Below are 13,987 nucleotides of genomic sequence, written 5' to 3' on the forward strand. Positions count from 1 at the left end.
AAAAAACGGATTAAAATATTATGGTTGCGGCTAGTCATGAAAGCGATCCCCTTATTCAATTCTTAAATGTGTTACAGCCATTGAGTGCTGAGTTGATTGAGGAGGCAAGAAAAGAAACTTTCAAAATTTCTGTGCGCAAGAATAATATCCTGCCTTCTTTCGCAGAGCTGGTTAAGGATGGCTGTTTGTTTTTTGTAGCTAAAGGGCTTGTCAGGGCTTTTGTAGTAGATGACGGGAAAGATATTACCACCTGGTTAACCGATGAAAATGATTTTATTGGTAATATCAGAAATCCGGGTACTTTTAAACCAACTTTCGAAGAACAATACCAGGCTTTGGAAGATTCGGAACTGCTGGTGTTGCCTTACCGTGTGATTGATGATATGTACACGTTGTTTCCTGAAGCGAATGTACTGGCCCGAAAATTACTGGCTATACAGTACCACATGTCGCAGGAGCGCTCTATTTTATCCCGTATTCCATCAGCTGAGGCCCGTTATAAACAGTTTAAAATCGGGCATCCAACCATTAAATCTCGTGTACCCTTAAAATTTTTAGCAAGTTACCTGGGGATGCGGATCGAAACCCTGAGCAGGATTAGAAAAAAAGGAAAAATTGATGCCTCGGCTGAAGATTAGACTTTTTTATTTCTGAAATAGTAATAACATAGCGGAAACAGGCAAATTAAGCCCAGCAAGAACCCACCCAAAGTATCAGTAAACCAGTGTGCTCCTAAATAAATTCTGGAAGGGGCAATAGTAAAGATTAAAAATGCCGACAAGCAAGTGAATGTAACGCGTGTTACTTTGGGGACGCTTTTTAAAGTATTCATCAAAATAATCAGGAACCCGAAAAAAAGGGTGTAAGAAAGCACATGCCCGCTTGGGTAGCTCTGAAACCGGTTAACTTCTACCAAACGTACATGAAAAGCGGTAGGGCGTGGGCGGTTAATGATGTTTTTGATCCCAAGTATAATTAATCCCGAAAGTAGTACAGAGGCCATGTAAAGCCCTTCCCGCTTGTACTTTTTCCAGTAAAATATTGCGGCCACAATTACCACCGACAGGAGCGAGTAGGGCAGTTCGCCGAAAAAGCTAATGGCCAGCATTAATTTATCCAGCCAGATTGCCTGATAGCGCTGAATAAACAAAGAAGTTTTGATGTCGAAATCCCAGATAGGGTGTTGCGCTACAAAAAAGCTCAGATAGCTGAAAGCTGCAATGAGGACAATTAGTATAAAAATTAAAGTATTTCGTTTTAATAGAGTAGACATAGGCACATCGGAAAATCAAAACTAGAAATTTTAAGTGAATTGCAGTAAAAATCTTAGACTTTTGGAACGCAGTCGGACAGAAAAGTTGTAAAATAATACCATTTTTATCACTAATATGAGATAAAAATAATGTGCTCCGAATGCTATTTAAACCGAGTTTTTTATACCTAAGCATTAAGTTCATCAAGGAAACAAAACGATTCATCACGGAAATGTACCTTTATGTGTAACCTGTTTTGAAAAGTTAAAATGAATTGCAACCTTCGTCGTAGATAATAAGGATATCTATGCTTATGAGGTTGGCAGGATCTAATCCTGCCGACTGAAAAGGCAACTGCCACTACAATTTATTTACAAATTATACTTTTTGTATTAACGCTCCGACCGAAGCTATCCTCCTTAAAACTAGGAGGCAGCTTGGTTGATTAAAATAAATCTACACCTGCCTTTTTAGAGGTAATTACAAATTCAAAATTGTTTCACGTAAAATTTATCGGTCATGCCAGCAATTAGGCTTTTAGGCCTTGTTGATTTTGAGTTGAGGAATAATTTAGCTTGACGGGAGGTTATTTAACCACAATTTGTTTCGGATCAGTAACCACAATCTGCTTTTTACCTTTAAAATCGGTTATGGTACCGGTAACGCATATTTTATTTCCCATAAACATGCTCGAAGGTTCTGAAGGGAATTTAGCCTGATCTTCTTTGTTGATCACTACAGTAAGCAACTCTTTTGGGTAGGCGCCACCTAAATTAATCAAAGTAATTTTATCCAAAGCCTTTGTGCTGTAAACCGAATCGCAAATGGTTACACTTTTTCCAACATATTGTGCTGCATCCTTAGCCAGAACCAAAGTTTGACTTTTTGCGTAAAATGCCGGAGCAATAAGCAATAAAAGCAGAAATAATTTTTTCATGATGCCGGGATGAAGGTGAAAAGCAATTGATGAGCTATAGATCAGCTCAATTACCCAAAGGTATGATGAATTTTGGTCTAAGCAATGCTTATATCTAAAAAAGGCAGAAATATTACACAAACTAGATTTTATCTTAACACGAATATTAGCTAAATTGTAGCAACAATATGCTAACCAGATTATTCCTTTTTCCCTCCCTATGAAAGTAGATTACATTGCTTTATCTGTGCCTGTTTTTTTTATCCTGATTGGGATAGAGCTTGCCTATAATTTTTATAAAAAGCTGAATTATTACCGGCTAAATGATAGTATTGCCAATTTGAGTCAGGGAATAGGGCAGCAGCTTACCGGTATATTTATGAAAACCGCACTGTTTTTTGGTTACAAATACATTTTTGAGCATTGGCGCTTATTCGAAATGCCCAAAACCATTTGGGTATGGATAATTTTATTTATCGGCGTCGATTTTTTCTATTACTGGTTTCACCGGATGAGCCACGAGATAAATGCACTTTGGGCTGCTCACATTGTGCACCATCAATCAGAAGAGTATAACTTGACTGTAGCCCTGCGCCAGAGCTGGTTTCAGGGTTGGTTTAGCTGGGTGTTTTACCTGCCGCTGGCTTTTGTGGGCTTTGATCCGATTATGTTTCTAACCTTAAGTTCTTTCAATACCTTATATCAGTTCTGGATTCATACCCGTGCCATTAAAAGTATGGGCTTTTTGGAATATATTTTGAATACGCCGTCGCATCACCGGGTGCATCATGGCTCTAACCCAAAATATATTGATAAAAACCATGCGGGCACTTTAATTATCTGGGACAGGCTATTCGGTACCTTTCAAAAGGAAGAAGAGGAGGTTTATTATGGCATTACCAAGCCGCTGGCCAGCTGGAACCCGGTTTGGGCTAACCTGCACTACTGGGACGATTTAGTTAAGACTGCCCGGCAATCGCCCAAAATAACAGATAAGATAAAAGTCTTTCTGAAGCCTCCGGGCTGGTTCCCTGAGCATTTGGGTGGTTTTCAGCATGCGCCAGAAATCGATGTTGATGGTTATCGTAAGTATGATCCGGTTTATCAATCAAAACTTACCGGTTATGTTTTGGTACAATTTATAGTGGCTTTAGCCGCCGGATCGGCTATTTTATTTTCCTACCATAAAATGGAAACCTTAGCCTTAATATCGGGAACCATATTTACATTGTTAACTTTAATTGCTTGTGGCGCGCTGCTGGAAGGGAAAGCCTGGTTGGTTAAATTCGAATATTTCAGGTTAATGCTGGGCATATTGCTGCTACTATTATTAAAATTCCCGGTCGGATATCAGGTAATTTTTGCGGCCATTCAGTTAATATCCGTAATTTGGTTCTTGAATTTGCAAAAGGCAAATCCCAACACTGATGAAAACTAAACTATTCTCTTTCATTTTTGCACTCGTATTTATTGTTCAATTGTATGCCGAAACAGCTGGCAATATATTCCTGCTCCAGTTTTCTAAGCCTTTAATTGTTATCAGCTTAATGGTTTGGCTTTACAGCAGTACTAACCTGAAAGGAAGGTTTCACAAGCGCATTTTCACCGGATTAATTTTTGCTTTGGCAGGCGATGTACTGCTCATGCTGCAAGCAGGTAAGCCAGCTTTCTTTATGTATGGATTGATTGCTTTTTTGCTTTGCCATATCTTTTACATCAGGGCTTTTACTTTAGATCACAGATCAAATCCCAAGCATAGAACACCTTATTTTTTATGGATTGTAGGTGTGTTTGCCATCTTTTGTTCAGGTTTATTCTTCTATTTGCAGCCCAAATTAGGCGCAATGCAGTTCCCGGTATTAATGTACGCCATTATTATTACCGTAATGGCACTTATGGCGGTAAATCGCTACGGAAAGGTAAATATTTTTAGTTTTAAACTCATTTTATACGGGGCACTGTTCTTTCTCTTGTCTGATAGCGTGCTGGCCATTAATAAATTTGCACAGACCATTCCACAAGCGGGTGTACTGATTATGGCTACCTATATGATTGCCCAATACCTGATTGTGTATGGTACGGTAGTGCGCGAACTGGTGGTAAAACGAACAGCGGTTTAAATCCCGAAACGATAAAAACATCCGGTTTTGGTATAAGCATTTTGATGCACTCAATTGAATGGGCGTTTGTAAAAAATACAGACGCTTTTTTTGTTTTTTACCCTTTCAAAAAAAATAAAAAAAATGGCGAAGTATCATTAATAATACGGTTTAAAAGGGCGTTTGTACGCTTTTTGAGCAGTTTTAGCCCTGTTTTAGCGCAACTTTTTTGAAAAAGGAAATCTGTTTCTGAAAAAAATGGTTTTTTTGGCTTTGTTTATTTTTAACAACTTGATTTTTAGTATGTTAAAAACTAAGTTTTCAGTCGGTTTATTTTGCTAAAAAACCTTTTCTATTTATTCCTCATAGTTGTTTTTTGCACAACCAAAAATGTTAATAACTTTTTTTGAAATTGTTAATAACTATAGGAGTTTTCGGCTTTAAGTTTATGTTAATCGTTTGATTACCAAATAAATCTGAACCGAATTTTTATCTATGATTAACGCAGCCCTGGATTTTTTTTCGAAGGAAATTAATGGTTACCTGAACCATGTTGCCAATACCACCAATGATGAATATATTGTGGTAAGCAGCATTGTTTCGGATGGTAAATTGGCCATACCCGAAAAAACAATGGGCATTACTTTGATGAATATTGAAGAGGACAGGGCCTTGAAAGATCAAAGGGTTAGCGTGAAGAATATGTTTGGTGATATTGAAACCCGTAACCCCGATATTTACCTCAACCTGTACGTACTCATATCGGCCAATTTTAACAGTGCCGGCACCGAATCGCCAACGCTTGATTATCTGGAGGGCTTGAAAAGACTATCACAGGTTATTGCTTTTTTTCAGGGCAAGAATGTATTTACGCAAGCCAATTCGCCATTGCTTGCCACCATTGATAAAAATATAGAACGCTTAAGTGCCGAACTTTTTAGTTTCAATTTTGAACAGATGAACCATTTCTGGAGCATTATTGGCCACAGTTATTTGCCATCTGTTTTATATAAAATCAGAATGATTACCGTGCAGGAAAATGTGCAGTTGGTGCCGGATGGATTAGTGGAGAATATTCTATTAAACACAAAAACCAGGTTATGACAGCTTACCGCAAGTTATTTTCTGTTCATGTACAACACGATTACTATGAAGATAATTTGTGCAATAACCTCGTTTTCGTACCGGCTGCCGAAACGCTCAAAACCATGCGCAACCAGCGCTGGCTGTTCAGGGCTTTTGCCACGGGTTTTAATCTGATTAGCGAAGTTGGTGCCGATTTCAAAAACAAAATTGAGCTTTTAGACACCAATTTGCACTTTGGCATCAGCTTAAATGATGCAGCCAGATTTTTTGCGGTAACCCAGTTGAACGAAACCGCTCCGGTTAAAGAATTTTTAAGCAATAAGAAGATCTATTTTTCAAACAATGCGCTTAATACTGCGCTTGAGTACCAGATTATTGATGGCATTGCAGGCGATTTAATGGCTTTAAGTTTTACGCTTCCGGCTGTAAATACCGAGGTAACCTTACGCGTAAATTCGGCAAGCGAAAACAATCTGATAATCGACTATGATTCTGCAGGTTTACCAATTAACGGACCATATAAAATTAAACTCAACGGCAGTAAGGTTTTCGAAAAGCTATTAAACCTGAGTAAGCTGGCTGATGGCTTGTATACCATTTCAATCAAAAATGCAGCCGATACCGGTAACGATTTGCTCACTTATAAGATTTTTAAAAGCAACAGCTTAAGTACCCAATCGCTTTTTGGTGTACTCGACATTAAACTGCCGGCCAGTACGGCTGTGGTTACTGAAACGCCGTTTTTAATCAGTTTCCTGCGGAAATCAACCATCTGGAAATATTATGTGATTAACCAGAGCGGTATCGATTTAGATGACTTTGATCTATTGGTAAAGGATAAAAGTTTGGATGGTACACCCAACGGTAACCCGGTATATGCAAAATATACTTTTGCCGGCAATCCTGTACCACCCAACGATCCCGATCCGATTAATAAAATTGCTGCTGCCGAAATATTGCTTTTTAAAAGCAACGTAAAGATCCCGTTTTTTCAGCAGGTAAAACTGGGGCTGCAACTGAGTAAGAAGGATGGTGGAACAGAGGTGGTTTTAACCAAGAATTTGCCCAATCCGATGCCCGAAAAACAAGTGGGCGAGGAGAGTAAAGTATATGTATATGTTTAAAAAATAATTCATTTCGATATGGCGCTAACATATAAACATCCAGGCGTATACGTTGAAGAGATTTCGACAATACCACCTTCCATTGCACAGGTTGATACCGCTATCCCAGGCTTTATCGGCTATACCGCAAAGCGGGAAAAGAATGGCGTAGCCTTCGCTATCAACACACCCATACGCATTACTTCGTTGTTAGAATTTGAGGCAAGCTTTGGCGGCGCCTTTCCCGAAGTTCTGGAAGTAACCATTAACGAACCCGAAAAGGATAAACTGACGCCTAAAATTGATGTAGCAGCCACAACGACAGCTAGTGGGGCTTCGGGTTATGTGTTGTATTATCATGTTAAAATGTTTTACGAAAACGGTGGCGGACCCTGCTGGATCGTTTCGGTAGGTACCTTCGAAGATACACCTGCATTAACCAAAGCAACATTAAAAGCCGGTTTGCTTGCTTGCGAGCGTGAAGATGAAATTACACTTTTGCTCATCCCCGAAAGTACTACTTTAACAAGCAGTTCGGATATTAAAGAGTTAAACGATGCCATGCTTGCACAATGCGCCAAACTGCAAGATCGTTTTGCCGTACTTGATGCCCCACAAATGGGGCAGGCAACGCCTTATCTGGTCGCCGATAAATTCAGGAACGATCTGGTGAGTGCCGATAATCTGAAGTACGGGGCTGTTTATTATCCGCAGGTGCAAACCGGGGCAAGTTATAACCGCGTAACCGACGACAACATTAAAATTGCGGCCGATAACCGCACTGGTGCCAATGCCGGTATTTATAAAAAAGCTGGCAATAACAAAAAAGCAATTACTAAAATTATAGATACTGCAGCACCAGTTACTGCAGTAAAAGCCTCTGCTGATATTACTTTTGGTAGTACAGCTATCAGTGGACATTCTATCTCCATTGCAGGCTTCAGTTTTACTTTTGGCACGGGCGGTGTGGCCATTGGAGCCGATACTACCGCAGTGGCTGCTGCATTAAAAACAGCAATTGCAAGTAATACAGAGCTTGCTGCACTGGTTGATTCTACCGCAACCCTTGGGGTACTTAAAGTGCAGGCTAAAACTGCCGGAAGTGCAGGCAATGCCATTTCATTGGTTTATGATCCGAAAGGTAGTGCGCCAAATATTACTTTAAGCAATCCGTTTTTAACAGGCGGTTTCGATAGTAGCGATTTCGCCCTTTTTAATCAGATTAAAGCCGCACTTGATGCTTTTACCGTTCCGCTTTATCCATCGGGAACAGTTGCCGGTATTATGGCCCGGGTAGATAGCACCCGTGGTGTTTGGAAAGCACCAGCCAATGTAAGCCTGCTAACGGTAGATAAGCCTTTAATTGCTGTGAGCGATGAGGAACAGGATTACCTCAACGTAGATGCCACTTCGGGCAAAAGCATCAATGTGATCCGCAAGTTTGCTGGTAAAGGAACTCTGGTTTGGGGTGCACGTACCCTGGCCGGAAATGATAATGAATGGCGTTATGTGCCGGTTAGGCGACTTTTCATCATGGTAGAGGAATCGGTAAAAAAAGCAACCGAGTTTGTGGTTTTCGAACCCAATGATGCCAAAACCTGGATGCGCGTAAAAACCATGTGCCAGAACTTTTTAAATCAACTCTGGCGACAAGGTGCGCTGGCTGGTGCCAAAGCAGAAGATGCCTTTTTTGTAAATGTAGGCCTTGGCATTACCATGACGGCCCTCGATATTTTAGAGGGCAGGTTGATTATCGAAATTGGCATGGCAGCGGTAAGGCCCGCAGAGTTTATCGTTCTTAAATTTTCTCACCTATTAGCAAAATCTTAAATTATGGCAACGAATTATAAAACCCCAGGCGTTTACATTGAGGAAATAAGTAAACTGCCGGCATCAATAGCACCGGTTGAAACGGCTATTCCTGCGTTTATTGGGCGTACCCAATTTGCCAAAGATGAAAACGGGAACGATATTTTGCCCGCGGCCGGAACCAAGTTGCCAACCCCCATCCGGATTACCTCATTTCTGGATTATCAAAAATATTTTGGCGGAGCCAACCCTGAAACAGCTGTTTTTGAGGGCACGGGAATTCCAACCATTACCGATACCGAAGCTGGTGGCAAGGTGGTAAAACGGGTAATTACCTGCGAGGCTAAAAAGAGTGCGGTAAAGGGCACCTATCTGTACTATGCCATACAGTTGTTTTTTGCCAATGGAGGCGGACCATGTTATATTGTATCGAGCGGAGATTATGCCACCACCATTACAAACGATACTGCCAAAGCAGGTTTAGATGCAATTGCGAAAGTAGATGAACCCACCATGCTGGTGCTCACCGACAGACATACTTCGTTTAGCACCAGTAAGTCGGGCTATAAAGATGTTTACGATTACGCCTTAGCGCAATGTGCCAGGCTGCAGGACCGGATTGCTATTTTCGATGCCTGGGTATTATCCGATTCACCTTTCGACGATGCCGGGATTGTGCGTGACGATGTAAGTATGGATTACCTCAAATATGGTGCGGCTTACTACCCCTGGCTGCAGAGCACGCTCAGCTATGCCTACAATGATAAAGTAGTGGTAAAACATCAGGTAAACGGATCCGATGGACCATACCATGGAGCAACTCTCGAAGCCATTAAAGCCATTGATTTGAGCACTTACCGTGCACTGGTAAATGAGATGGATAAAAATGTAATCGATTTGCCGCCATCAGGCGCTGTTGCCGGTATTATGGCCCGGGTTGATAATAACCGCGGGGTTTGGAAAGCGCCGGCCAACGAAAGTGTAAAACTGGTAACAGGCCCAACCTTAAAAGTTACGGCTCAACAACAGGAATCCTTAAATGTCGATCCGACAACGGGTAAATCCATCAATGTCATTCGCTTTTTTACCGGAAAAGGTACATTGGTATGGGGGGCACGTACCCTGGCTGGCAATGATAACGAATGGCGGTACATCTCGGTAAGGCGCTTTTATAATTTTGTAGAAGAAAGCGTTAAAAAAGCCACCGAATTTGTGGTTTTCGAACCCAACGATGCCAATACCTGGTTGCGTGTAAAAGCCATGTGCGAGAACTTTTTAAACCAACTCTGGCGGCAGGGAGCCTTGCAGGGTGCCAAACCCGACGATGCCTACTTTGTGCGCATTGGATTGGGCGTTACCATGACAGCGCTTGATATACTGGAAGGACGCATGAATGTCGAAATCGGCATGGCGGCTGTTCGCCCGGCAGAGTTTATCATCCTTAAATTCTCGCATAAACTACAAGAATAATTCATCCTAAAACTATAAATTATGGCAAATACTTATCCATTGCCGGTGTTTCACTTTCAGGTGGAATGGGGCGGCTCGCGAATTGGTTTTACAGAGGTTAGCGGTTTAACGGTAGAAACCCAGTCTATTGATTACCGGGAAGGAAACTCGCCCGAATACCACGTAACCAAAATGCCCGGAATGCAGCAATACTCGGCCATTTCAATGAAAAGAGGCATTACCAAAGGCGATAATGAACTTTTTCAATGGTTTAATACCGTGAGTTTGAATAAAATTGAACGTCGCGATCTGACCATTAGTTTGCTTAACGAGAGTCATGAGCCTGTGGTAGTTTGGAAAGTGCGTGGGGCCTGGCCTTCTAAAGTCGACGGGCCAACATTAAATTCTACCGGTAACGAAGTGGCCATAGAAACTGTTGAATTAGCACACGAAGGTTTAAGTATCGAATTTACCTAGAGGTTATGCAAGCTGTAAATCCGCCAGTTGGTTTTCATTTTTTGCTCCGGATCGAAGGGTTATTCCCGCAGTATGAAGGACTGGCCGATATTGGCTTTACTGATGCTACGGGCTTTGAGACTAACATTTCGACCGAAGAATACAAAGAAGGGGGCGAAAACCGCTTCGCACATAAACTGCCAACAGCCGTAACCTACAGCAACCTGACGCTTAAACGGGGTTTGTTAATAGGATCAGCGGCAATGAAATGGTTTAAAGAATCGGTAGAGGCATTTACATTTAGCCCGAAAGATATTACCCTGATTTTGCTGAACGATAAACATGTGCCTTTACAAGCCTGGAATTTTGTTAACGCATATCCCGTAAAATGGTCAGTAGAAGGATTTAATGCCCAGCAAAACGGTTTGGTAATCGAGAGTATAGAGTTTGCCCACCAGTATTTCAGGAGGATAGAAGTTTTTTAACGCAAAAGCTTATGCCAGTAGAAATCAGAGAATTGAACATTACCGCTACCGTAACAAACCATGTTGCGGGTACGGTGCCGCCAAGCCAAACCGGACAAACGGCTACAGATAAAAAAATGAAAAAGGCGTTGGAAGAGTTGCGTTTACAGATCAAAAATAAGAATGAGAGGTAACTATGGCTTTAAGTCAGCTTCACGATAGATTGGGTAATTTAGAAAAACTCGTAATTGATGTTTATTCTGATAACAACTTTTCCGGTTCTCCGATCGAAACCTTTAAGGTATTGTACAATCCCAATACTTATTTTATCGATTATAAAAATGAACTGGATAACGATGCACCCGTAAATGCCGCTGATGGCGTGGGTGAGTTTAAGTCGTCGAGAGGTAAGGAGCTGAGTTTAGACCTGCTTTGGGATGCCACTTCAGCCTCTTACTCTGGTAGTTCTACTTTTCAGGCCGATGTGCAGCGCGATAAAACCGTACATAAAGTTATTGATCAGTTTATTGAGAGCTGTTTTAAAATTAAGGAAGACACGCATCAGCCTAATTTTTTAAAAATACATTGGGGCGAGCTTACCTTTCAGGGCATGCTTACTGCCGTTAAAGTTACCTACACGTTGTTCGATAATAGCGGCAAACCCTTAAGGGCTAAAACCGACTGTACTTTTACCAGTTATACTTCCCTTACCGAACAATCGAACGAACAACGGCGCAGTTCACCCGATTTAACCCATTACCGGAAAGTAGAGGGCGATAATTCGTTGCCGTTAATGACTTATAACATCTATAAAACCGATAAATATTATTTAGAAGTAGCCAAAGCCAACCAGCTGAATAATTTTAGAAAATTGAAACAAGGACAAAGTATATCGTTTCCACCTTTAGCAAAATAACCAGTTATGCCAGCCCCTTCAGGACCACAGAGCTTCAGCATTACCATCAACGGACAAGCCTTGTCTGATGCAGTTGGTATTTTGGAAATCGTGGTTACCAATGTGGTTAATGCCATACCCAAAGCAAGGGTAGTGGTAATGGATGGCAGTGCAGCTGCTCAGAATTTTGAACTCAGCAATGGCAGCGATTTTATTCCTGGTGCCGAAATCACAATTGCTGCCGGCTATAACGGCGAAAATGAAACCCTGTTTTCGGGGCTCATCATCAGTCAAACCATTAAAGCCAATGAAGAGGGCAGCCAGATGGAGATCGAATGCCGCGATAAGGCCATTAAGCTAACTGCTGGTCGCAAAAACAAAATATGGGAAGATACTACCGACAATGATGCCATAACTGATCTGGCAGGTCAATGCAACATCAATGCAGATATTGACGGACTGGATTTACAGCATAAACAACTGGTGCAATTTAACTGCAGCAACTGGGATTTTATTGTTACCCGTGCAGAATTAAACAGTGCATTGGTAATTACAGAAGAAGGAAAACTGAAGGTAGGCCAGCCCGATGCCAGCCAGCAAAGCACAGCCACTTATACCTATGGTACCGATATTTATGATTTTGAAGCCCAGATGGATGCCCGTACACAATACCCACAGGTAATTACCAAAAACTGGAGCTATACCAATCAGGAAGTAAAAGAGGGTACTTCAACAGCTAAATCTTTACCCGAGCAGGGTAATATTTCTGGCGATGACCTGGCCGGTGTACTGGGCTGGGAAGATAACAGCCTGTATCATTCGGGTAATGTAGCCGAGCAGGAATCGGCAGAATGGGCCAGTGCACAATTGTTCAGGAGCCGCTTAAACCGGGTAATCGGCAATTTCAGGGTGCAGGGCGATAACAAGCTAAAGCCCGGAATTATAGTAGAATTACAAGGAATGGGCGAGCGGTTTAGTGGTAAATGTCTGGTAACCGGTGTGGTACATTCCTATTCGGGCGAAGCTGCCTGGTATAGTCATGTACAGTTTGGACTCGATAAAACCTTACACAGTTATAATTTCGATGATATTGTAGAAAAACCAGCCACAGGTATCATTCCGCCCGTAAACGGTTTGCAAATAGGAATCGTAACCCAACTGGAAAATGATCCCGATGGCGAAAACAGGATCAGGGTGCGTTTGCCCACCGTAGAAAAAGATAGTGACGGCATTTGGGCAAGGTTAGCCAGTGTTGATGCCGGGAAAGACCACGGTTGGGTTTGGAATCCCGAAAAAGATGATGAAGTAATTGTAGGATTTATTAACGACGATCCGCGTGATGCGGTAATACTCGGAAGATTATACAGTAGTACATTTCCACCTCATTTAGCCGCTAAAGATGATAATTACTTAAAGGGATTATCTACCCGTGCCAAGCTTCAGGTGCTTTTTGATGATGATAAGAAAATCATCAAAATTGAAACCCCTGGTGGTAATGTGATTACAATGGATGAAGATCAGAAGCAGATTGCCATTCAGGATATGAACGGTAATAAAATTGAAATGGGGCAAGATGGCATTACAATAGAAAGTATAAAAGACCTTACGCTCAAAGCATCGGGCGATATAAAAGTTGATGGGACTAACATTACTGCTACAGCCAATGCGCAGTTAAAATTAAGTGGCAGTGCGGGTACTGAGGTGAGCTCATCGGCCATTACAAAAGTTAAAGGAAGTATGGTACAAATCAATTAATTATGGCAAACGCAGCAAGAGTTACCGATACCACCAACCATGGTGGAACCATCGTTGGGCCTGGTGTAGCCACCGTTTTAATCGGCGGGATGCCAGCCAGCGTAGTGGGCGATAATCATGTGTGTGTGTTGCCGCCCAATAGTCACCAGCCAACCGTTAGTGCTTTTCCGGCTGGCAGTAGTACCGTTTTCATTGGTGGGATGCCTGCCGTAAGAACAGGCGATAGTTGCATTTGTGGCGCAAGTGCAGTAGTAGGATGTCCGACAGTTACAGTAGGTTAATATGGATACAGAGAACAATTTTTTAGGCAAAGGATGGGCTTTCCCGCCCATTATAACCAAATACCAGGGTACGGCAGCTTTTGCTACCCAAATGGTAAGTGAGGTAACTGATATTAACCAGAGCCTCGAAATTTTGTTCGGTACCGCTGTAGGCGAAAGAGTAATGCAGGCCGAATATGGCTGCAATGTAGAAGATATGATTTTCGAACCCCTGAACGTAACCCTGGTTACCCGGATTACCGAACGCATCCGCAGGGCCATTATTTATTACGAACCCCGCATTAAGCTCGATAAGCTCGATGTTTTTAAAAACGACGAACAAGGAATGATCAACCTGGTGGTAGAATACACCGTTAGGAGCACCAATACCCGTAACAATATTGTTTATCCTTATTATTTAACCGAAGGCACAAATATTTAA

At 41.8% G+C, this 13,987-nt stretch carries 16 protein-coding genes; 14 read left to right on the top strand and 2 right to left on the bottom strand.

Annotated features, from left to right (window positions below; all coding sequences use genetic code 11):
• Positions 1-20: 20 nt before the first annotated feature.
• Positions 21-638 carry a Crp/Fnr family transcriptional regulator gene (locus BLR37_RS10420; protein ID WP_090768198.1) on the top strand — a complete coding sequence of 206 codons (618 nt, stop codon included), beginning with the start codon at positions 21-23 and terminating at the stop codon, positions 636-638.
• Here the strand turns inward: BLR37_RS10420 and BLR37_RS10425 are convergent.
• Positions 635-1,273, bottom strand: a complete 639-nt coding sequence (locus BLR37_RS10425; RefSeq protein WP_090768201.1) for a phosphatase PAP2 family protein — start codon at positions 1,271-1,273, stop codon at positions 635-637. The two genes, BLR37_RS10420 and BLR37_RS10425, sit on opposite strands and share 4 nt — an antisense overlap.
• Positions 1,274-1,839: 566 nt before the next feature.
• A complete protein-coding gene (locus BLR37_RS10430; RefSeq protein WP_090768204.1) occupies positions 1,840-2,190 on the bottom strand; it encodes a hypothetical protein in 351 nt (116 codons plus the stop codon).
• Positions 2,191-2,389: 199 nt separating this feature from the next.
• Between BLR37_RS10430 and BLR37_RS10435 the strand changes: the two genes are divergently transcribed.
• The 13 genes from BLR37_RS10435 to BLR37_RS10490 all read left to right on the top strand — a co-directional run bounded on the left by BLR37_RS10435 (position 2,390) and on the right by BLR37_RS10490 (position 13,987).
• Positions 2,390-3,607 carry a sterol desaturase family protein gene (locus BLR37_RS10435; RefSeq protein ID WP_090768207.1) on the top strand — a complete coding sequence of 406 codons (1,218 nt, stop codon included), beginning with the start codon at positions 2,390-2,392 and terminating at the stop codon, positions 3,605-3,607.
• The gene (locus tag BLR37_RS10440) at positions 3,597-4,289 is read left to right on the top strand and encodes a lysoplasmalogenase (protein ID WP_090768210.1); all 693 of its coding nucleotides are present in this window, start codon (positions 3,597-3,599) and stop codon (positions 4,287-4,289) included. The genes BLR37_RS10435 and BLR37_RS10440 overlap by 11 nt, the downstream gene beginning before the upstream one ends.
• Before the next feature lie 474 nt (positions 4,290-4,763).
• Positions 4,764-5,372 carry a Pvc16 family protein gene (locus BLR37_RS10445; protein ID WP_090768213.1) on the top strand — a complete coding sequence of 203 codons (609 nt, stop codon included), beginning with the start codon at positions 4,764-4,766 and terminating at the stop codon, positions 5,370-5,372.
• A complete protein-coding gene (locus BLR37_RS10450) occupies positions 5,369-6,478 on the top strand; it encodes a hypothetical protein (RefSeq protein ID WP_090768216.1) in 1,110 nt (369 codons plus the stop codon). Before BLR37_RS10445 ends, BLR37_RS10450 begins: the two co-directional genes overlap by 4 nt.
• Positions 6,479-6,496: 18 nt before the next feature.
• Positions 6,497-8,287, top strand: a complete 1,791-nt coding sequence (locus tag BLR37_RS10455; RefSeq protein WP_090768219.1) for a phage tail sheath family protein — start codon at positions 6,497-6,499, stop codon at positions 8,285-8,287.
• Between the two features lie 3 nt (positions 8,288-8,290).
• Positions 8,291-9,736 (top strand): phage tail sheath family protein, encoded by a 1,446-nt coding sequence (locus BLR37_RS10460; RefSeq protein ID WP_090768222.1) that lies wholly within the window; start codon positions 8,291-8,293, stop codon positions 9,734-9,736.
• Positions 9,737-9,757: 21 nt separating this feature from the next.
• Positions 9,758-10,192, top strand: coding sequence for a phage tail protein (locus BLR37_RS10465; protein ID WP_039472131.1), 435 nt, complete (start codon positions 9,758-9,760; stop codon positions 10,190-10,192).
• Positions 10,193-10,197: 5 nt separating this feature from the next.
• Complete coding sequence (locus BLR37_RS10470; RefSeq protein WP_039472133.1) at positions 10,198-10,656, top strand: phage tail protein; 459 nt, start codon at positions 10,198-10,200, stop codon at positions 10,654-10,656.
• Positions 10,657-10,667: 11 nt separating this feature from the next.
• Entirely contained in the window at positions 10,668-10,829 is a 162-nt protein-coding gene (locus tag BLR37_RS25335; protein ID WP_156131399.1) for a DUF5908 family protein, read from the top strand.
• Between the two features lie 2 nt (positions 10,830-10,831).
• Positions 10,832-11,551, top strand: a complete 720-nt coding sequence (locus tag BLR37_RS10475; RefSeq protein ID WP_039472136.1) for a CIS tube protein — start codon at positions 10,832-10,834, stop codon at positions 11,549-11,551.
• A gap of 6 nt (positions 11,552-11,557) precedes the next feature.
• Positions 11,558-13,285, top strand: coding sequence for a type VI secretion system tip protein VgrG (gene vgrG, locus BLR37_RS10480; RefSeq protein WP_090768226.1), 1,728 nt, complete (start codon positions 11,558-11,560; stop codon positions 13,283-13,285).
• Between the two features lie 2 nt (positions 13,286-13,287).
• Entirely contained in the window at positions 13,288-13,566 is a 279-nt protein-coding gene (locus BLR37_RS10485; protein WP_090768229.1) for a PAAR domain-containing protein, read from the top strand.
• A gap of 1 nt (position 13,567) precedes the next feature.
• Positions 13,568-13,987, top strand: a complete 420-nt coding sequence (locus BLR37_RS10490) for a GPW/gp25 family protein (RefSeq protein ID WP_090768232.1) — start codon at positions 13,568-13,570, stop codon at positions 13,985-13,987.

Origin of the sequence: Pedobacter soli (assembly GCF_900101435.1) — a bacterium.
GTDB classification, from domain to species: domain Bacteria; phylum Bacteroidota; class Bacteroidia; order Sphingobacteriales; family Sphingobacteriaceae; genus Pedobacter; species Pedobacter soli.